The sequence below is a fragment of the Pseudomonas sp. GL-RE-26 genome (assembly GCF_019956275.1).
Classification (GTDB): Bacteria; Pseudomonadota; Gammaproteobacteria; order Pseudomonadales; family Pseudomonadaceae; genus Aquipseudomonas; species Aquipseudomonas grandcourensis.
Genome location: NZ_JAHBDI010000004.1, coordinates 64,214 through 82,870, shown reverse-complemented (window position 1 = coordinate 82,870; position 18,657 = coordinate 64,214). Strand labels below are relative to the sequence as shown.

General features: G+C 61.7%; 18 protein-coding genes and 1 pseudogene. 5 read left to right on the top strand and 14 right to left on the bottom strand.

From position 1 onward, the window contains the following. Nucleotides 1–50: 50 nt before the first annotated feature. Nucleotides 51–440 (top strand): c-type cytochrome, encoded by a 390-nt coding sequence (locus tag KGB07_RS03015; protein ID WP_223464500.1) that lies wholly within the window; start codon nucleotides 51–53, stop codon nucleotides 438–440. Here the strand turns inward: KGB07_RS03015 and KGB07_RS03010 are convergent, their stop codons facing one another. Next, a complete protein-coding gene (locus tag KGB07_RS03010) occupies nucleotides 441–1,316 on the bottom strand; it encodes a LysR substrate-binding domain-containing protein (RefSeq protein ID WP_223464493.1) in 876 nt (291 codons plus the stop codon). Between the two features lie 134 nt (nucleotides 1,317–1,450). On the opposite strand from KGB07_RS03010, the gene KGB07_RS03005 reads away from it, so the two are divergent. From KGB07_RS03005 to KGB07_RS02990, 4 genes are read left to right on the top strand one after another with little or no spacing between them, the layout of a single operon-like run. Then, nucleotides 1,451–2,503, top strand: coding sequence for an agmatine/peptidylarginine deiminase (locus KGB07_RS03005; RefSeq protein ID WP_046037932.1), 1,053 nt, complete (start codon nucleotides 1,451–1,453; stop codon nucleotides 2,501–2,503). Between the two features lie 4 nt (nucleotides 2,504–2,507). Continuing rightward, on the top strand, nucleotides 2,508–3,416 hold the full coding sequence (gene aguB, locus KGB07_RS03000; RefSeq protein WP_046037935.1) for an N-carbamoylputrescine amidase: 909 nt from the start codon (nucleotides 2,508–2,510) through the stop codon (nucleotides 3,414–3,416). A gap of 1 nt (nucleotide 3,417) precedes the next feature. After that, the gene (locus KGB07_RS02995; RefSeq protein ID WP_046037941.1) at nucleotides 3,418–4,518 is read left to right on the top strand and encodes an extracellular solute-binding protein; all 1,101 of its coding nucleotides are present in this window, start codon (nucleotides 3,418–3,420) and stop codon (nucleotides 4,516–4,518) included. Nucleotides 4,519–4,566: 48 nt separating this feature from the next. Continuing rightward, entirely contained in the window at nucleotides 4,567–5,691 is a 1,125-nt protein-coding gene (locus tag KGB07_RS02990; RefSeq protein ID WP_223464491.1) for an agmatine/peptidylarginine deiminase, read from the top strand. A gap of 148 nt (nucleotides 5,692–5,839) precedes the next feature. Here the strand turns inward: KGB07_RS02990 and KGB07_RS02985 are convergent, their stop codons facing one another. The 13 genes and pseudogenes from KGB07_RS02985 to KGB07_RS02925 all read right to left on the bottom strand — a co-directional run bounded on the left by KGB07_RS02985 (nucleotide 5,840) and on the right by KGB07_RS02925 (nucleotide 18,442). Next, a complete protein-coding gene (locus KGB07_RS02985; protein ID WP_046037947.1) occupies nucleotides 5,840–6,268 on the bottom strand; it encodes a nuclear transport factor 2 family protein in 429 nt (142 codons plus the stop codon). Between the two features lie 2 nt (nucleotides 6,269–6,270). Continuing rightward, nucleotides 6,271–7,005: an SGNH/GDSL hydrolase family protein gene (locus tag KGB07_RS02980; RefSeq protein WP_223464489.1), complete on the bottom strand. Its 735-nt coding sequence runs from the start codon at nucleotides 7,003–7,005 to the stop codon at nucleotides 6,271–6,273. A 6-nt stretch (nucleotides 7,006–7,011) separates the two neighbouring features. Further along, the gene (locus tag KGB07_RS02975) at nucleotides 7,012–7,584 is read right to left on the bottom strand and encodes a chorismate mutase (protein WP_046037950.1); all 573 of its coding nucleotides are present in this window, start codon (nucleotides 7,582–7,584) and stop codon (nucleotides 7,012–7,014) included. Nucleotides 7,585–7,665: 81 nt separating this feature from the next. Further along, nucleotides 7,666–7,956, bottom strand: coding sequence for a hypothetical protein (locus KGB07_RS02970; protein WP_223464487.1), 291 nt, complete (start codon nucleotides 7,954–7,956; stop codon nucleotides 7,666–7,668). 250 nt (nucleotides 7,957–8,206) lie between these two features. Then, nucleotides 8,207–9,760 (bottom strand): amino acid permease, encoded by a 1,554-nt coding sequence (locus tag KGB07_RS02965; RefSeq protein ID WP_223464486.1) that lies wholly within the window; start codon nucleotides 9,758–9,760, stop codon nucleotides 8,207–8,209. A 134-nt stretch (nucleotides 9,761–9,894) separates the two neighbouring features. Then, entirely contained in the window at nucleotides 9,895–11,055 is a 1,161-nt protein-coding gene (locus KGB07_RS02960; protein WP_046037953.1) for an iron-containing alcohol dehydrogenase, read from the bottom strand. Nucleotides 11,056–11,058: 3 nt separating this feature from the next. After that, a complete protein-coding gene (locus KGB07_RS02955; RefSeq protein WP_223464485.1) occupies nucleotides 11,059–12,450 on the bottom strand; it encodes an aldehyde dehydrogenase family protein in 1,392 nt (463 codons plus the stop codon). Between the two features lie 7 nt (nucleotides 12,451–12,457). Further along, a complete protein-coding gene (locus tag KGB07_RS02950; protein ID WP_046037957.1) occupies nucleotides 12,458–13,831 on the bottom strand; it encodes a glutamine synthetase family protein in 1,374 nt (457 codons plus the stop codon). A gap of 173 nt (nucleotides 13,832–14,004) precedes the next feature. Next, nucleotides 14,005–15,038 (bottom strand): annotated as a pseudogene (locus KGB07_RS02945) (winged helix-turn-helix domain-containing protein). Nucleotides 15,039–15,116: 78 nt separating this feature from the next. Then, nucleotides 15,117–15,440, bottom strand: a complete 324-nt coding sequence (locus KGB07_RS02940) for a hypothetical protein (protein WP_046037958.1) — start codon at nucleotides 15,438–15,440, stop codon at nucleotides 15,117–15,119. Between the two features lie 174 nt (nucleotides 15,441–15,614). Next, nucleotides 15,615–16,307 carry an RES family NAD+ phosphorylase gene (locus KGB07_RS02935; RefSeq protein WP_046037959.1) on the bottom strand — a complete coding sequence of 231 codons (693 nt, stop codon included), beginning with the start codon at nucleotides 16,305–16,307 and terminating at the stop codon, nucleotides 15,615–15,617. After that, nucleotides 16,301–16,705 (bottom strand): antitoxin Xre-like helix-turn-helix domain-containing protein, encoded by a 405-nt coding sequence (locus tag KGB07_RS02930; RefSeq protein WP_223464484.1) that lies wholly within the window; start codon nucleotides 16,703–16,705, stop codon nucleotides 16,301–16,303. The genes KGB07_RS02935 and KGB07_RS02930 overlap by 7 nt, the downstream gene beginning before the upstream one ends. 147 nt (nucleotides 16,706–16,852) lie before the next feature. Continuing rightward, on the bottom strand, nucleotides 16,853–18,442 hold the full coding sequence (locus tag KGB07_RS02925; protein ID WP_046037961.1) for an ArnT family glycosyltransferase: 1,590 nt from the start codon (nucleotides 18,440–18,442) through the stop codon (nucleotides 16,853–16,855). Nucleotides 18,443–18,657 lie beyond the last annotated feature (215 nt).

Sequence of the window (18,657 nt, the reverse complement as noted above, 5' to 3'; positions counted from 1 at the left end):
CCTCAGCCGTCATGTTCCAATAGCGAGCACTCGCAGACAGGAAACGGAACATGAAAAAAATCGCCGCACTGACCTTCGCTTCGCTACTCACCGCAGGCCTGTTCAGCGCGCCTGCCTTTGCGGCGGGCGATGTCCAGGCCGGGGAGAAAGTGTACAAGCGCCTCTGCAGCGGCTGCCATCAGATCGGCGAGTCGGCCCGCGCATCCTTCGGCCCGCAACTCAATGGCGTGATCGGTCGCCACTCCGCCGTCACCACGGACTACGTGTATTCCGAAGCGATGAAATCCGCCAACCTGGTCTGGGACCGCGAAACCCTGATCGCCTACCTCGAAGCGCCGAAGAAAGTCGTCCCCGGCACCCGCATGATTTTCTGGGGCCTCAGTGATCCGGAAAAAATCGAAGACCTGCTGGCCTACCTGCAAACCTTTCCGGCGCAATGATCAGGCCGTGGGCTGCTGCTCGGCCGCCAGATTGTCGACCAGCCACTGGGTGAAGGCCCGCGCCATCGCAATGTTCTCGCTGTCACGGTGGGTCAGCAGCGCCCAGTTCGGGCCGCGGATGGTTTGCTCCACCATTGGCTGCAACAGCCCGGTGGCCCGCGCCTGCCGACTCAGCAACTGGCTCACCAGCGCAATGCCCAGCCCGGTGCAGGCCGCGTCCAGCAGCAAACCCGGATCGGAAAAATTCAGCCCCTGATCCATCTGCCCCACATCAATGCCCGATTCCACCGCCCAGTGGCTCCAGTCCATTTCCCGTTCGCCATGCAGGGTGGTGCGCTGCTCCACCGGCACGGCCAGCAGGCTCGGGTGGCAGGCCGGGTAGAGGCGGTCGGCGTGCAGTACCTTGAAACTGCATTCTGCCTGGGAAGCGATGTCGTCGCGCACCGCCAGGTCGATGGTCTGGCTGGTCATGTCCGGCACTTCATCGGTGCTGAAAATCCACAGGTCGACCTGCGGATGCTGGCGACGGAAATCCCCCAGGCGCGGCAACAACCAGTGCCGGGCAAACGCCGGGGTGGTGTTGAGCACCAGTTGATTGGGTTTCTGATATTGCCCCAACCGGCGAATGCCCACCGCCAATTGCTGTAACAACGCCTGGGTGGTGCTCAGCAGATCGTGCCCGGCATCGGTCAGGCTGACGCTGCGCCCGCTGCGATGGAACAGCGGTTGTTCCAGGTAGGCCTCAAGGCTGCGGATCTGCTGGCTGATCGCCGATTGGGTGAGGTGCAACTCATCGGCGGCCTTGTGAAAACTGCCCAGCCGGGCGGCGGCTTCAAAGCCGCGCAGGGTGCTCAGGGGCGGCCAGTGTTTGAGCATATCGATAAGTTCCTCTAATCAGTTGTCGGCAAAATCCATCGTTTGTTTGCCCGTTTTACCAGCCGTAGCATGCATGCAAAGACCGCCAAGGCCGTTTTCATTGAACACAATGACTTAACTCAGAGGTGCTTGTCATGCAGCAGAACGTAATTCAAAACAGCGGATGGACGATGCCGGCCGAGTGGGTCAACCACGCCGCCACCTGGATGGTCTGGCCGCACAACAAGACCCTGTGGGAGTCAGGCTGGCGGGTGACACTGCCACAGGTTCAAGAAGACTTCGCCCGGGTGGCCAACGCCATCGCCCGCTTCGAGCCGGTGAAACTGGTGGTCGATCCTTCCGCCGTCGCCAGCGCCAAGGCCTTGTGCGGGCCGAACATCGAGTTGATCGAACTGGCGGTCAACGACAGCTGGTGCCGCGACTCCGGTCCGAGCTTCGTCTGCCACCCGCAGCAAGGTCTGGCCGGTGTTAGCTGGCGCTTCAATGCGTGGGGCGGCAAGTCGGCCCACGATCTGGACGAAAGCCTGGCCCGCCGTGCGCTCAACCATCTGGGGCTGGAGTGTTTCGGCACGGCACTGAGCAACGAGGGCGGCGCGATTCACGTGGACGGCGAGGGCACGCTGATCACCACTGAATCGGTATTGCTCAACCCCAACCGCAACCCGGGCGTGAGCAAGGCCGAGATCGAAGAGATTTTCACCCGCCTTCTGGGCGTGAAGAAAACCATCTGGCTGCCGGGCGATCCGGACTACGTGACCGGCGATATGACCGACGGCCACGTCGACGGCGTGTGCGCCTTTGCCCGTCCCGGCGTGTTGCTGGTGGACGCCACCCATGACCAAAGCTCTGTGTACGCCGCAGTCGCACGGGAAAACCGTCGCGCTCTCGAACTGGCCACCGATGTCCAGGGCCGCAAGTTCGAACTGATCGAACTCTATGAAGCTTCCGATGCAGTGGACACCGAGGCCGAAGTGTTTTGCGCCTCCTACACCAACTTCTACATCGCCAACGGCGCGATCATCATGCCGGCCTACGGCATCGATGCCGACAAGGTCGCTGCCCAAGTGCTGGCGCAGGCATTCCCCGGACGCGAAGTGGTGCCGGTGCGGATCAACCATCTGGCCCATGGCGGCGGCGGTGTGCATTGCATCACCCAGCAACAGCCGGCCTGGCCGGTGCGGGGTTGATGCCATGACACTGCTGACCATCGCTACCACCCAGATGCCCTGCACCTGGGACCTGAAACACAACCTAGACCAGGCCGAGCAACTGGTTCGCGAAGCTGCGGCCAAGGGCGCGCAAGTGATCCTGTTGCAGGAGCTGTTCGCCACGCCGTACTTCTGCATCGAGCAACACCACAAACACCTGGCGCTGGCCGAGGAGTATCGCGACAGCCACGTGCTCCAGCGCTTCGCCGCATTGGCGAAAGAGTTGGGCGTGGTGCTGCCGCTGAGCTGGTACGAGAAGGCCGGCAACGCCTACTTCAATTCACTGAGCGTGGCCGACGCCGACGGGCGCCTGCTGGGGGTGTACCGCAAGACCCACATCCCCAACGCCATCGGCTATCAGGAGAAGGAATACTTCAGCCCCGGCGACAGTGGGTTCCGGGTCTGGGACACCGCGTTCGGGCGCATCGGCCTGGGCATTTGCTGGGACCAGTGGTTCCCGGAAACCGCCCGCTGCCTGGCCTTGATGGGCGCCGAAGTGCTGCTGTTCCCGACCGCCATCGGCTCCGAACCGGGCTGCGCCACTCTCGATTCCCGGGATCACTGGCAGATGACCATGCGCGGTCACGCTGCCGCCAACCTGCTGCCGGTGGTGGCGGCCAACCGTGTCGGCCGGGAAGCGGCGACCACCGACCCGACCCTGCAAATGAACTTCTACGGCTCGTCGTTCATCTGCAACCACAAGGGCAAATTGTTCGCCGAAGCCGACCGTGACACTACCGGCGTGCTGGTCCACAGCCTGGACCTGGCGGCCATGCGCGAAGACCGCCTGACTTGGGGCATCTACCGCGATCGCCGTCCGGACATGTACGGCGCCTTGTTGACCCAGGACGGTCGTCAGATTCACTCACGCTGGGCAACCCAAGGGGTGTGACATGAACACGATCAACAAGCTGTGCCTGGCCATGGGGCTGGCGCTGGGCTGTGCGGTGCCTGCGCTGCACGCCGAGGAGAAAACCCTGCGGCTGTACAACTGGGCCGATTATTTCGCCGAGGACACCCTGAGCAAGTTCACCGCCGAAACCGGGATCAAGGTGATCTACGACGTCATGGACGGCAGTGAAACCCTGGAGGCGAAAATGCTCGCCGGTGGCAGCGGCTACGACCTGATCTTCCCCGGCGACACCGTGGCCGAACGCCTGATGCGCGCCGGCAGCCTGCAACCGCTGGATCAGTCCAGAATCACCGCCCTGAGCGACGTCGAGCCGGGGTTGCAGAAATTGCGCTCGCACTATGAGCATTCGAGCCAGGCCACGGTCCCGTACACCTGGGGCACCATCGGCCTGACCTACAACGCCGAGCAGATCGCCCAGCGTGCGCCGGACGCGCCGGTCAATAGCCTGGACATGCTGTTCAAGCCGGAACTGGCGGCGAAGTTCGCCGACTGCGGCATCTCGATGATCGACTCGCCGGACGAAGTGCTGGCGGTGGTGCTCAACTACCTCGGCCGCGACCCGCGCAGCGCCAAACCGGCGGACCTGGCGGCGGCCAGTGACTTGCTGATGAAGCTGCGGCCGTACATTCGCAAGTTCCAGTCGCAACCGGTGACCGACCTGGTCAACGGCAACCTGTGCGTGTCCCTGGGCTACAGCGGCGACATGACCCAGGCGCAGCGCGCGTCGGACAGCGCCGGCAAGAAAACCACCTTCCACTACCGCATTCCCCTCGAAGGCACCACGGTGTGGATGGACACCATGGCCATTCCCGTCGACGCCCGGCACCCGGAGTACGCCTACGCATTCATCAATTTCGTGATGCGCCCGCAGAACATGGCGGCCATCAGCAACTTCACCGGCTACCCGACCTCCAACGCCAAGGCTCGCCCGGATGTCGATGCCGCGATGCGCAACAATCCGGACATCTATCTTGATGAAGCCACCTACGCACGGCTGATTCCCGGCAAGGACATTCCCCAGGCCGACATGCGGGCACGCATGCGCACCTGGACCAAGTTCAAGACCGCTACAGTCAAATGATTACCGGCCGGCCCGAGGGCCGGCCAAACCTCGATTTCAGGAAAACACATGCCGACACGTCGAACATTCATCAAGCAGGTATCGGTCGCCGCCGGGCTGGGCGCGGTGGTGTCCATGGGATTGGGCTTTGCCGGCCTGCCGGTGCGAGCGGCCGGCAAGGGCAAGTGGTACATGCCCGATGAAGGAGACAAACACCAACGGGCTTTCATCGCCTTCGGCGCACAGGCCGCGATCTGGGAGGACTTCACGCCCCACGTGCAAGACGCCCTTGGCCGGATCGCCCGCAGCATTGCCGAATTCGAGCCGGTCACCGTGTTCTGTCGCCAGAGCGAACGGCGCCTGGCCGAAGTCAAATGCGGCAGCCACAACACCACCTTCGTGATCACCGAACTGGACGACATCTGGATGCGCGACATCGGCGCCAATTTTGTCGTCGACGGCAATGGCAACCTCGGCGCCGTGGACTTCAACTTCAACGGCTGGGGCAACAAACAGCAGCATGAGGACGATGCGCAACTGGCCGCCCTGGTCGCCGAAAACGCCAAGGCCGATTACCTGCGCAGCGAGCTGGTGGGCGAGGGCGGTGGCATCGAAGTGGATGGCCACGGCACCGGGATCATGACCGAAAGCAGCTGGATCAACCGCAATCGCAATCCCGACTGGAGCAAGGCCGACGTCGAGGCAGAACTGAAAGAACGCCTGGGTCTGCGCAAAATCATCTGGCTGCCGGGCATCAAGGGCAAGGACATCACCGACGCCCACGTCGACTTCTATGCGCGCTTCGTCAAGCCCAGCGTGGTCATCGCCAACCTCGACAACGACCCCGAGTCCTATGACTACAAGGTCACTCGCGCCCACCTGGACATCCTGGAAAACGCCACGGATGCCGATGGCCGCAAGTTGCAGGTGCATACCGTGTCGCCGCCGCTCAACCCGCGCAGCAGCCAGTTCAGCAAAGACAATCAGGACTTCGCCGCCGGCTACATCAACTACTTCGTGATCAATGGCGCGATCATCGCTGCGCAATTCGGCGACGAAGAAGCCGATGCCAAAGCCTTCGACCTGCTGTCCGAGCTCTACCCGCAGCGCAAGGTGGTGCAACTCGACATCGACGCGATCTCCGCTGGTGGTGGAGGGATTCACTGCGTGACCAGTCACCAGCCGATGGTCTAACGTTTTACCCCTGATTTCAGGCTAAACACAAAACCTGTAGGAGCGAGCCTGCTCGCGATGGCGGTATGTCAGTGAACAACATATTGACTGACACTCCGCCATCGCGAGCAAGCTCGCTCCCACAGGGATTTTTGGTGAGTCGGATAAGTCAGGCCTTGCTGGCCTTCAGATAAGCCCCCAACCGCCGCCCCATTTCCTCACCCAACGCCTGCAAGCCACTCAGCGGCCGCACCATCACTTCAAACTCGACAATCTTGCCCTGTTCATTGAAGCGGATCATGTCGATGCCCTTCAGCTCTTTCCCGCCGACCCTGGCGCTGAATTCGAGAATCACGTTCAAGCCATCCGCCGTCGCCAACTCGCGGTGATAGGCCAAATCCTCGAACACGTTCATGACCGTGTTGAGGATCATCGACACCACCGGCGCCCCCGGATACGGCGTGTGCGCCATCGGCGAACGGAACACCGCCTGCGGATCGAGCAGTTCGGGCAAGCCGCTCAAGTCGCGGTTGCCGATCATCCCGTGCCACTGCTTCAGGGCCGCTGCGACGTTGTGGTTCAGGTTCAGCTCGGACATCTTCAACTCCTGTTTTTTATTGTTGTGGTGCGACAGCGTTGGTCGATAACCCTGGCGGCATCGTCGGCCCACTGGCGGTAGAGCATCGGCCCCGGATGAAAACCATCGCTGGCCATCAAGCCCGGTTCGGGCGCCAGTGGGGTAGTCAGCATCGTACATTGATCCAGGCGTGCGGCCAGATCCGCCAGATGTGCGTTGAAACGCCGCGCCCTGAAACCCAGGAACCAGCGCAAGGGTTGCGGCAGCGCGGGGAACAAATGCATCGGCGGAAGCGGCGACACCACGATCTGTCTCACCGCAAACTTGTCGCACAACAGCGCCATCAAACGCTGTTGCCGAGCGAGCCACTGATCCAGGGTGAGTGAACTGGTGACATCGTTGACGCCAATCGACAACAGCGCCACATCGAACGGCTCGGGGGCGTGCTGTTCGAGCAGCTCCAGCAACCCTTGGGAATCCAGACCCGTGCGCGCCCAGAGTTTCCACGACACCTGGTAATCATCGGCCAAGCGCTCCACCAGCCGACCGCTGAGGGCTTCACCTTGAGTCGCCGCACCCACGCCTGCAGCGGCGCTGTCGCCGACAATCAACAAGCGCAGAACGTCGCCGCTGCCGGCATCGCCCTGACGTTCGCCTTCGGCCTCCGGCAACTTGGGCGTCAAGCGCCGTGTGTACAGTCCCTGTGCCAGCAACACCGGGCCGAGCAGGATTTTGGCGAGGGTTTCAGTGTGGCTCATTTGACGTTATCGCCCCGCAATACACAGCTCCCCGGTTGCACGAATCATCGCCTGGCCATGCAGGTAATCCTTGATCAGCGCGGAGCGTTCGGTGGCCAGCCATTGCGGGCAGTTCGGGTCATTACGGTAGGGCAGGAACGCGGCGTACTGCGTGAGCAGCTGGTTTTGCAGGGTGTCGAGCTTGGGCCGGATGTCTTTGTTGAGGTCTGGCCGTGGCGTGTCCGGTGCCTTGTGCGCCGCTTGCCATTGTGCGATTCGGCCGTATTGCACCAGTTTACTGGCTTCGATCTGGGCGGCGATCAGGTCGGCGACATCGTCGGGGTCTATCTGGTGCTGGGCCGCCTGCTTCCTCGCGTTGGCGATGACTTGCGCTTCCCGGGCGTTGTCCTGGACCGGTTTGCCGCTGTCCCATTTGGTCAGCGCCACCAGCTCGCTGATGTACAACCGCTCATTCATCGTCGCCAGCAAGGGTTGCAAGGCATCGGGCGCTGGGGGCGACGTGTCCGCTTGCACGCCGCCAGCGAACAAGCCGAGCAGGGTGCAGGCCAACCAGTGCGGCAGGCGAGGGGAACGGGGCATGGGCGGAACCTCCTTGGGCGCAGAAATCACTCCGGCTTGTGTATCACAAGTGCAGCCAGGGAACGACAGGTTGCGAAGGATTCAGGCCAGCAATCGTTCAACCTGCGCCAGCTCCCAGGTGCTGAGTAGACTCACCGGGTCGGTGCCGAAGCGTTGCCCGTTGTCGAACAGATATTCACGGCCATCGGGGCTTTGGCCGTGCAGGCAGTGGCGCAAGTGGCCGGCATCGACTTCCAGCATCAGTCGCCAGCCGTCGATGTCGACCCGTACATGGCCAGACTCGCAGGCGTCGTCGACTCGCTGGAAAGTGCAAATGCCCTGGGCGGCATCGCGCAACGGCTGGTAAACCTCGCGGGCGGTGAGGGCGGGCACAGGTGTCTCCGGGGTGAAATCGGAGGCACAGGATAAATCATCACCATAAAAAAAAGCCCGGCGAACCGAGCCCCATTTTGTTCCCTTGGCACTGCACGGTACTTGTGGCGAGGGAGCTTGCTCCCGCTGGGCTGCGTAGCGGCCCCAAAAATGTCCGCAACAACGCCGATTTTTGTGAGTGCTGCGCACTCAAGCGGGACGGTGCGGCGATCCGACAAGCTCCCTCGCCACAGGTTACTCATTGCTCGCTCTATTTGCGGTTCAACGCCTCCTCCGCCGCAGCAATTTCAGCCTGGCGCTTGACGATCATGTCGCCCACCGGCGGCCCTTGGAAGCGCCGGGCTTCAAAGCCGAACCAGACGATGGCCGTCAGCACCAGGAAGCCGATGGTGATGTACAGCGCCCAATCGTTCGGTGGCTGGATGCCGATGACGAAAATGATGATCATCGACAGGACCGAGAGAATGGCGAACACCGAGTACCAGAAGCGGCCCATGTTCCACGGCCCCATGGTCGGCCACTTCGACGTCCCGAAGGTAAACAGGCCGAGCACGATGGGAATGGCGAAGGAGAAAAACAGGAAGATCACCGTGCAGGACACCACGATCGTATAGACCGGCGTTGCCCCGATCGAGATCACCGACGATCCCCAGTCGAACAACACCGCGAGGGTGGCACCGGTCCAGATCGCCGCGACCGGGCTGCGATGGGTCGATGAGACCGAGGACAACGCTTTTGAGCAAGGCAGGCCACCGTCCCGGGAGAAGGCGAAGATCATCCGTGAAACCGAGGTGACGGTGGCCAGTCCGCAGAGTATCTGCGAGATGAAAATCGCCACGTAGAGCACCAGCTTCAAGGTCGGGTTGACCTGGGTGTTCATGGCCCAGAAAAACACGTTCCAGCCTTGCTTGGCCGCCTCGTCCATGTTCGGCAGCATCAGCACGAACGCGCTGAGCATCAGCCAGCCGAACAGCAACGACCAGACCACCGACATGACCATGCCGCGCGGCACCGAGATGGCCGCATTGCGGGTTTCCTCGGAGGTATGCGCAGAGGCGTCATAGCCGGTGATGGTGTAGATCGGCAACAGCAGGCCGAGCATGAACACCCAGCCGTTGGAGACCTGTGGCCAGACGCTGCCGCCCACCTCGCCGGAATAGTTGCTGAAGGTCCACAGCCGCGCGAATTCGTAGCTGGGTGCCGACATCAGGCAGACGATGGTCAGTGCCAGCGCCGTGGCGAAGATCAGGTAGCCGGAGAAGTCAGTGAGCTTGGCGGTCAGGCCGATGCCCAAGTGGTTACACAAGGCCTGCAGGCCGGTGAGGATCGCCAGGAAAATCACCCGGACCGTGGTCGTGTCCTCCATGCCCAGCGCCGGTCCGAAGGCACCGAAAAAGAAGTAATAGGTGCCGACGTTGATCGCGCCCAGCACCGTGACCAGCCCCAGCAGGTTGAACCACGCGGTCAGCCAGCCAGTGAAGCGGTTACCGAGGATCGAGCCCCAGTGATACAGGCCGCCGGCGGTGGGGTAGGCCGAGGAAATCTGCGCCATGGCCATGGCGAATACCCCGGAGATCAGGCAGCCGATCGGCCAGCCGATGCCGATGGATATCCCACCCGCACCCGAGGTGCCCTGGGCCAGGGAGTTGATGCCACCCGAGAGGATGCAGATGATCGAAAAGGAAATGGCGAAGTTGGAGAAAACCCCCATTCGTCGTGAGAGTTGCTGGGCATAGCCCATGCTGTGCAGCACCTTGACGTCATCGTCGTGCGTTTCGGTGCCCGGCTGGCTTGCTGGGTTCATGATGTGTGCCCCTTCAGGTGTTCATACGCAACCATCCGGCTGGCCGGATGGGCTGGCTTTCAACCCCTTGTCGTACTGCTCCTGTCGCTATCGGATCACACCTGTCCATGCGCAGTGCCGGCCAGGCGACTGCTCTACAGACGGCCGTGAAACGCCGCGTCGAAAATCTTTGCCACGCCGTCCCGGGTCAATGGCAGCGGGTTGCCGCCGGCAGAGGGGTCGACAATCGCCATGTCGGCGATCAGGTCGGCCTGCCGGTCATCCACGCCCAGTTCAAACAGGGTATGGGGCACACCGATGTCCTTGCGTAGCTTGAGGACGAAGGCCAGGAAACTGTCGAACCCCGGGGAGGGCAGGCGCAGGTACGCCGCCAGGCGGGTGATGCGCTCCTCGATGGCCGAGCGATTGAACTGCAGGACATAGGGCATGAAGGTGGCATTGGTCATGCCGTGATGGGTGTCGTACAGCGCACCCACCGGATGGGAGAGCGCATGCATCCCGCCCAGGCCTTTCTGGAATGCCGTGGCGCCCATCGCCGCTGCCGCGAGCATTTGCGCGCGGGCCTCGAGGTCCGATGGCGTGTGTACCGCCTTCACCAGTGAGTTGGCCACCAGGCGCATGCCTTCCACGGCAATGCCATCGGCCAGGGGGTGGAAACCGGGGGCGCAGTACGCTTCCAGGCAATGGGACAACGCGTCCATGCCGGTGCCGGCGGTGATTTTCGCCGGCATGCCGACGGTGAGGGCCGGGTCGCTGATCACCACGCGCGGCATCATTTTCGGGTGGAAAATGATGCGTTTGGTGTGGGTGCGCTCGTCGATGATCACCGCCGCACGGCCGACTTCGGAACCGGTTCCCGCCGTGGTCGGCACGGCAATGACCGGGGCGATGCGGCTTTCGTCTGCGCGGGTCCAGTAGTCGCCGATGTCTTCGAAGTCCCAGACCGGGCGGGTCTGGCCGCTCATGAAGGCAATCAGCTTGCCCATGTCCAGGCCACTGCCGCCGCCGAAAGCGATCACGCCATCGTGCTGGCCGGCACGCCAGGCGTCGAGCCCGCCGGCCAGGTTGGCCTCCACCGGATTGGGCTTGAGGTCACAAAACAGCGCCACGCCAAGACCGGCGGCGCGCAATGCGTCGAGTGCCGCCGTGGTGATCGGCGCGCGCGCCAGGCCGCTGTCGGTCACCAGCAAGGGTCGCTGGATACCCTGGCTGCGACAGACCTCGGCCAGTTCGGCGATGCGCCCGACACCGAAACGAACGCTCGTGGGGTAGTTCCAGTTTCCTGTCAGGTTCATGGTCTACACCTTGTGACGCAGATGAAAGGATTTGGCCCGGGTCAGGTGCTCGTAGCCCAGTGGCGACAGGGTGATGCCGCGCCCGCTGTTCTTCACGCCGGTCCAGGCCAGTGCCGGGTCCAGGTAATCGCAGCGGTTCATGAACACGGTGCCGGTGGCGATCTCGTTGCCCAGGCGTTCGGCCGCTGCGAGGTCCTGGGTCCAGATGGACGCGCTGAGCCCGAACTCACTGTCGTTCATCAAGGCGATGGCTTCTTCATCGCTGGTCACCGGCATGATGCCGACCACCGGGCCAAAGCTTTCGTCGCGCATGACCGACATTTGATGGGTCACGTCCACCAGCACCTGCGGCGCGAGGTAGGCACTGCCCGGCACGTCGGCGGGAAATGCCTGCGGATCGATCAGCGCCGTCGCACCCTGGGCCAACGCTTCGGCGATCTGGCCACGAACGAAGAATGCGGCGCCCGGTGTCACCAGCGGACCGAGGGTGGTGGCTTCGTCCAGCGGGTTGCCCAGCACATACTGGCGGGTCAGTTCGGCGAAGCGCTCGACAAACACCGGGTAGATTTTCTGGTCGACGTAGATGCGTTCCACGGCGCAGCAACTCTGCCCGGAATTGAAGAAACTGCCGTCCACCAGATTTTCCACCGCGTGTTCAAGGTTGGCGTCTGCCCGGACATAGGCCGGGTCTTTTCCGCCGAGCTCCAGGCCCATGCCGAGAAATTGTCCGCTGGCGGCGTTTTCCATGACTTTGCCAGCCTCCACGGAACCGGTGAAGTTCACCTGCTGCACGCGCCCGCAAGCAATGATCGCCCCAGTCGACACATGGTTGAGCAGCAGATTCTGGAACAGCCCCTCGGGCAGTTTTGCACGACGCATGGCCTCGGCAAAACGCTCGCCCACCAGCAGGGTTTGCGACGCGTGCTTGAGGATCACGCTGTTGCCGGCCATCAGCGCCGGGATGATCGTGTTCACCGCCGTCAGATAGGGGTAATTCCACGGAGCGACCACCAGCACCGTGCCCAGCGGCTCGCGTTTGATAAAACGCCGAAAACCCGCCTTGGGCTCCGGCTCTATAGCGGCCAGGGCCTGCGGTGCGATAGCGATCATGTGCCGGGCGCGTTCGGCAAAGCCGCGCAGTTCGCCGGCGCCGTAACGCACCGGGCGGCCCATCTGCCAGGCCAGTTCCGGCACGATGTCGGCCTGCATCGACAGCATCGCGTCCACTGCGGCGCTGCAATAAGCCGCGCGTTCGCTCAGTGATCGGCGTTGCCATGACGCCTGTGCGCTGGCAGCCGCCGTCAGCGCCTGCTCGACCTGCGCCGCATCGGCAAGATCGCGTTCGACGTACACCCGGCCATCGACCGGGGAGATCAGTTGCACCTTCTCAGTCATGATGTTCTCAGTAGCGCTCGAAGCCGCGCTGCAATTCCCAGTCGGTGATTCGCCGGTCGTACTCTTTCTGCTCCCACTCGGCGGTGTGCACGTAATGGTCGACAACCTCGTCGCCAAAAGCCTCGCGCAACATGCTTGAGCTCTTGAGAGCGGCGCTTGCCTCGCGCAGAGTCTTGGACACTTCCGGCAAATGCTCATCGAGGTAGGCGTCGCCTTCGAACGGCGGCGCAAGAACGAGCTTCTCGTCGATACCCTTCAATCCTGCTGCGATCAGCGCGGCGAAGGCCAGATAGGGGTTGAGATCGGCACCGCCGATGCGGCATTCGATGCGGATGGCCTTGCTGCCTTCGGCACACAGGCGAAAGCCGGCGGTGCGATTGTCGCGGCTCCAGACCGCCCGCGTCGGCGCAAAAGTGCCAGCCTGGAAACGCTTGTAGGAGTTGATGTAGGGCGCGAGAAAACAGGTGATGTCGTTGGCGTACTTGAGCTGCCCGGCGACCCAGGCGCGCATCAGTTTCGACATGCCGAACTCGGCTTTCGCGTCGAAGAACAGCGGCTTCTTGGCGTTCTTGTCCCACAGCGAATTATGGATGTGACTGCTGGAACCGGCGGCGTCGTAGCGCCACTTGGCCATGAAGGTGATCGCCTTGCCCTGCAACTGCGCGATCTCTTTGCAGGCATGCTTGATGATGACGTGGTGGTCGGCCATGGTCATGGCGTCGGCGTAGCGGATGTTGATCTCTTCCTGCCCTGGGCCCCATTCACCCTTGGAGTTTTCCACTGGAATGCCCGAGGCCTGCAAGTGCTTGCGGATCGCCCGCAGCACCGGCTCTTCGCGGGTGGTCTGGAGGATGTTGTAGTCCTCGATGTAATGGCCGGCGGTTTTCGGTTTGTGATAGTTGCGCTTGTGGATCGCCTCGTAGCTCTCATCGAACAGATAGAACTCGAGTTCCGAGGCAAACATGCCGGTATAGCCGCGCTCACGCAGGCGTTCGACCTGTTTTTTCAGAATCGCCCGTGGGCTGTGGGGCAGGTCCTGGCGATGGTGATGATCGAGCACGTCGCACAGCACCAGCGCCGTACATTCAAGCCAGGGCACGCGCCGCAGGGTGGACATGTCGGGCTTGAGCACGAAATCGCCATAACCCTTGCTCCAACTGGCCGCGGCGTAACCCGGCACTGGCTCCATGTCGATGTCATCGGCCAGCAGGTAGTTGCAGCAGTGGGTTTCTTCATGGCCGCTGTCGATGAAAAACTCGACCTGGAAGCGCTTGCCGACCAGGCGTCCCTGCATGTCGACCATGCAGACCAGAACGGTATCGATTTCGCCGGCAGACGCGGCGTGCTTGAGTGCATCAAAGCTGAGGAGGGGCTCTGTCATCACGGCAATCCTGCGTGAAAGGTTTGGGCCAGTCTGGGATAGCTGTTGCAGACGCTCTCCAGAAAAACCCAAAACCTGCAGAACCGAGCATCGTGAGCAACGAGTTGATCAAAGCTTAGCCTACCCTTGCAAAGTGCAAGTTTTGCCAGGTGAAAGTCGTGTTCAGCGCCCCATCACTCCGGCAACCCCGCCAACCGCAGTCCATCGACGAACCGCGCGAAATCCTCAGGCCGTTGAATGGGCAGCCAGTCCTTGAGGGTGCACAGGCGCAAAGAGGGATCCAGCTCTCGCAGGCGTTGCATCGCCAAATCCGCTTTATCCACTCGACCGCCGAGCGCATGACTGGCCGCCACCAGCGCCGCCGCGATCAGCAGACTGGGCAGGTTTCCCAGTGCCTTTTCCGCCCAGCCCGCAGCGGCATCGAAGTGCCCGGCGAAGAAATGCGCGAGCGCCATCCCGACCTGCATCCTGAACATTTCCGGATCCAGCGGACTCAAGCGAACGGCATGGTTCAAATTCTCGATGGCGGCGTCTGTTTCGCCGTGCAGCGCCCTCAGGATACCGCCCAGATGTGCGTCCCGCTCGTCGCATCGATCAGTTGCCCGGTAATGCGTAGCCTGTTCCCGCACTTGCGCACGCTGCCTTCGAGCACGTAGCGCACGCCCAGCGCCTGGCCGACGCCTTGGGCGTCCACGGCCTGGCCCTTGTAGGTGAAGCTCGAGTTGCGCGCGATGACGAACAGCCAGCGGATACGCGACAGGGCGGCGATGATGTCCTCCACCACGCCATCGGCGAAATACTCCTGCTCCGGATCGCCGCTCAGGTTCTGGAAGGGCAGGACGGTGATCGAGGGTTTTTCCGGCAGGACGAGCGCAGGGGAGGGGATTGGTATCGGGGCAGCGCTCGGGCGTTCATCGCTATCGGGCTGTCGCGCTTCCTCGGCCATGTTGCCGTTGATCCGGCCAACGAAGCGGTAGCCTTTGCGGGCGACGGTGCGTACGAGGCGCTGCTCCTCACCGGTATCGCCGATGGCCTTGCGCACGGCATTGATGTGGCTGGTGATCGTCGATTCCGAAACGATCCGGTCGCCCCACACCGCCTTGAGCAATTCGTCCTTGCTGACGACGCGATCGGGATTGTTGACGAACAGCAGCAACATGTCGAAGACCTGCGGTCCGACGGACACGACTTGTCCGCGCAGGGTCAGTTATCAAACCGTGAACCACGAAAAAGCCCGGCTGTTGAGGCCGGGCTTTTCGTTGAGTCCTGCGGTCAAGCACTGCATTCAGACAGCGCGGCTTTCGATCAGACGGTCGGAGCCACCTTCGGCGACGCGGTTTTGCAGCAGTTTGTCGGAACCGCCTTCGGCGACGCGATTTTCCAGGAGCTTGTCCGAACCGCCTTCGGCAACACGTTTTTCCAGCAGGCGATCCGAGCCGCCTTCGGCCACGCGATTCTCGATCAGGCGATCGGAGCCACCCTCGGCCACACGGCTTTCAATCAGACGATCCGAGCCGCCTTCAGCGACCACAGGTTGAGCAGACGTTGCGGCGAAAGCGTTAACTGCGAAAACCGAGAAAGCGATGCTGAGGAGGGTCTGGCGTTTCATGATGGTGTGCTCCGGGGTGCTTATGGGTTGGTATGGAGCAGATGTTACGCCGGGGATTTTTTAAGAGAACTTCATTGAAATGATGGTGACTATCGATGCGGTCAATGGATCGAACACCACACGTGCAAACACCGCTTTTTGTGGCGAGGGGTTTCATTCGCCGATCAATGAGGTTCAGGCTTCGCTGATCTGGCTGACACTGGTGATCTGCCCATTCCAGACCATCTCGTAATGCGCCGTCTGCACAATCGACGAAACCGGCCTCGGCGTCATCAGCGCCCAGCAATGACTGCCCGGCATCCGCACCGAGTGATAACGCAAACCGGGACAACCGGCGTCCCGCACCGCCCGTCCCAGCACTCGGGAATGGCTGTAGTCGTCCGGCGCATACACCGGATCGCTCATCGGCAGGGCGGTGGCGTCCTTCATCCCGGCATCGCCAAAAGCACAAGCCAACCCCCGGAACACAAAGCGCTCATAGTTCAGGCTCGGCACCCTCGACCAATACAGCGCCTGGTGATGGCGCACCTCGGCCAGCGCCGCTTCCATCGAATCCGCCAGGTACAACACGCCAAAACGGCCGTCGCTGAAACGCGAACCCGCCGGATTAACGTGGGTAAAGGGCGCAATGGCGTAGGAGCAACCCGCAATGCCAAACGGGATCTCGCTGCGCGCAATCAACTCCAGCTGACCCACCTCATTCTTCAACCGAGGATTGGTCAGCGCCTGAATCTCGAACAACACCTCGAACTCATCTGCGTCCGCCACATCATCAAACAACGCAATGGGCGGAAACTTCGAATTGACCAGGCGATAAGCCTGCAACGACTGACCGGCAAACACCGCCAGCTCGCTCGCCATCACCATTGCGCACCCCGCAGCATGTCGATGCGGCGGAAGGTTTCATACAGCGAAATCATGTCGCCCTGGGCCATGATCTCCAGCGGCGAACGCCCGTTGAAGAACTCGTTGTCGTTGGCCATCGAAGCAAAGCCGTACACGTTGTTCGGGTTATCGAACACCAGTCGCAACGTCGCGTGAATGTTCAGCACGAAGCTGATGCGCTGCATCTGGTCCGCATCCAGCGCCACCGCCCAATCCGGGTCACGCTGCCGGGCGCGGGTGTAGGTGCTGCGGGAAATACGCAGGATGCGACAGGCCTGGTCGCTGGTGGCTTTCCACTTTTCCAGAATGCTCACGGCGGCGCGCAGGCCGGTGACGCATTGGTTTTTTGTGAAGGATTGGGCTTGGATGGGGACGGCCATTTTCGTGTGCTCTATCTGAGTCTGTAGATTCAAATGTAGTTTTATTGAATCTATAGAGCAATATTGCCGCGACCAGTGGGCTTGCGCATATAAACAAAACGGGCGCCCCGCAGACGCCCGTTTTTATTGATAGCTCACTTCAATACATCATTGATCCAAAGCCTGCGTTACCGCTTGCCTGGTCACCGCCGTTTTCCCATCGGGAACAAACGCCGCACTGCCATTCTCATGCGCATGAAACAGCCGTGCGCCGTTGTTGGGCTTGGTGGTGATCAATTGATGGTCGGCCGACAGATAATCCAGCGGCAGTCGTTTGATGTCCTTGTACTGCTCCACGATGATCGTGCGCTGTGGATTCCAGGTCTCGCCACTTTGCTTTTCCAGCCATGCCATCAATGCGGCGCTGTCGCCGGTTTGTGGAATGTCCGAATCCGGGAGCACGTAGTAGAACGGGGCGCCCTGGTTTTGCAGGTACATCGGCAGCTTGTTGTCGACATCCACCAGCACCATGCGCCATTCGCTCCACGGTGCCGTCTTGATGGCTTCGGCGCGCACCTCCTGGGTGAACTGCATGACGCCGCCCGCACCGCCGTTGGTCCAGGGATAGACAACACCAAGGACCAAGAACAGGAACCCGGCCGCCCCGGCAATACCCTTGGTCCAACCGGGCCCGCCGGATTTACCGGCAGCCTGACGCGCCGCCATGCGCCGGGTGACCCACCAGGCCGCCAGCAATTGCGCGAACGGCACCAGCGGCAAGACGTAGTAGCTGCGCCGGCTGCCACTGGCGGTGAAGAACAGGAACAGCAACCCCAGGCCCAAAATCAGCCAGCGAACGTTGGGTTCGGTGTGCTTCCAGCCGCGCACGGCCACCCACAGGCCGAGCATCCAGCAGGGTGCCCAGGGCAGGGTGTAGAGCGGCAGATACAGCAGGTAGGTATAGATCGGGCCGATGTTGTCGAACGGCTTGAAAAACCGAACCACGTTCTCCTGAAACACCAGGCCCAGCCCGCTCGGCCCAAAAGTCGGCGTGCCATAACGGTGCGACAACATGAACGGCAGCATGTAGACCACGCCACCCACCAGCATCGCCAGAAACAGGCGTGGATTGAGATGGTTTTTCCAGCGTCCTTCACTGAGCAGATGCGGCAACAGCATCAGCCCCGGCAGGATGAACCCAATCAAGCCCTTGAGCAGTGAGGTCAGCGCCAGCATCAGGAAAAACACGCAGTACCGACTCAGGCGCGTGTCGTCCGGGCCGCGCCAATACCACCAGACTGCCGCCAACACACCGCAAACCGTCAGCACGTCCGCCGTGGCGACCCGGGCCCAGAACACGAAAAAGAACGTCGTCGCCAGAAACCACCCGGCAATCAGGCCGGTGCCTTTGCTATAGAGCCGTTCACCGATCAGATAGACCAGCCAGACACTCAGCCAGGCCGCCAGAACCGAAGGCAAGCGCAGCGACCAGTGCCCGAGACCGCCCATCAAATGGGCAGTGGCCGTGATCAGCCAATAGGACGGCAGCGGCTTGTCGTAATAGGGCATGCCCTTGAGGTAAGGGTCGAAATAATCGCCGGTTTGCAGCATCTGCAACGCAATGTTCGCCCAGCGCGTTTCCGCGCCCCAAAGCTCCCTTGCGCCCAACCCGAACAGCAATAGAAACGCCGATACGCCAAGCAGAAGGATCAGCGCACCCTGGTCACTTTTCAGAAAACGAACTAAAGAATTTTTCATCACTGTTTCGCATGTTGCGCTCGCCGTGGCGACGCTGGAGTAGCAAGGCTATCGGGCGAAATGTGATGGGATTGTCAGTAGATTGCGAATAAACCGTTGCTTCGGATTGAAGCGTGGTTGCTGCATCAAGTGAAGTAAGGCCGTGATCTGCATGATGAAAAATTGTTCATGCAAACCACGGCCCCATTATCGATCAAACGTACGCCCCAACCCAT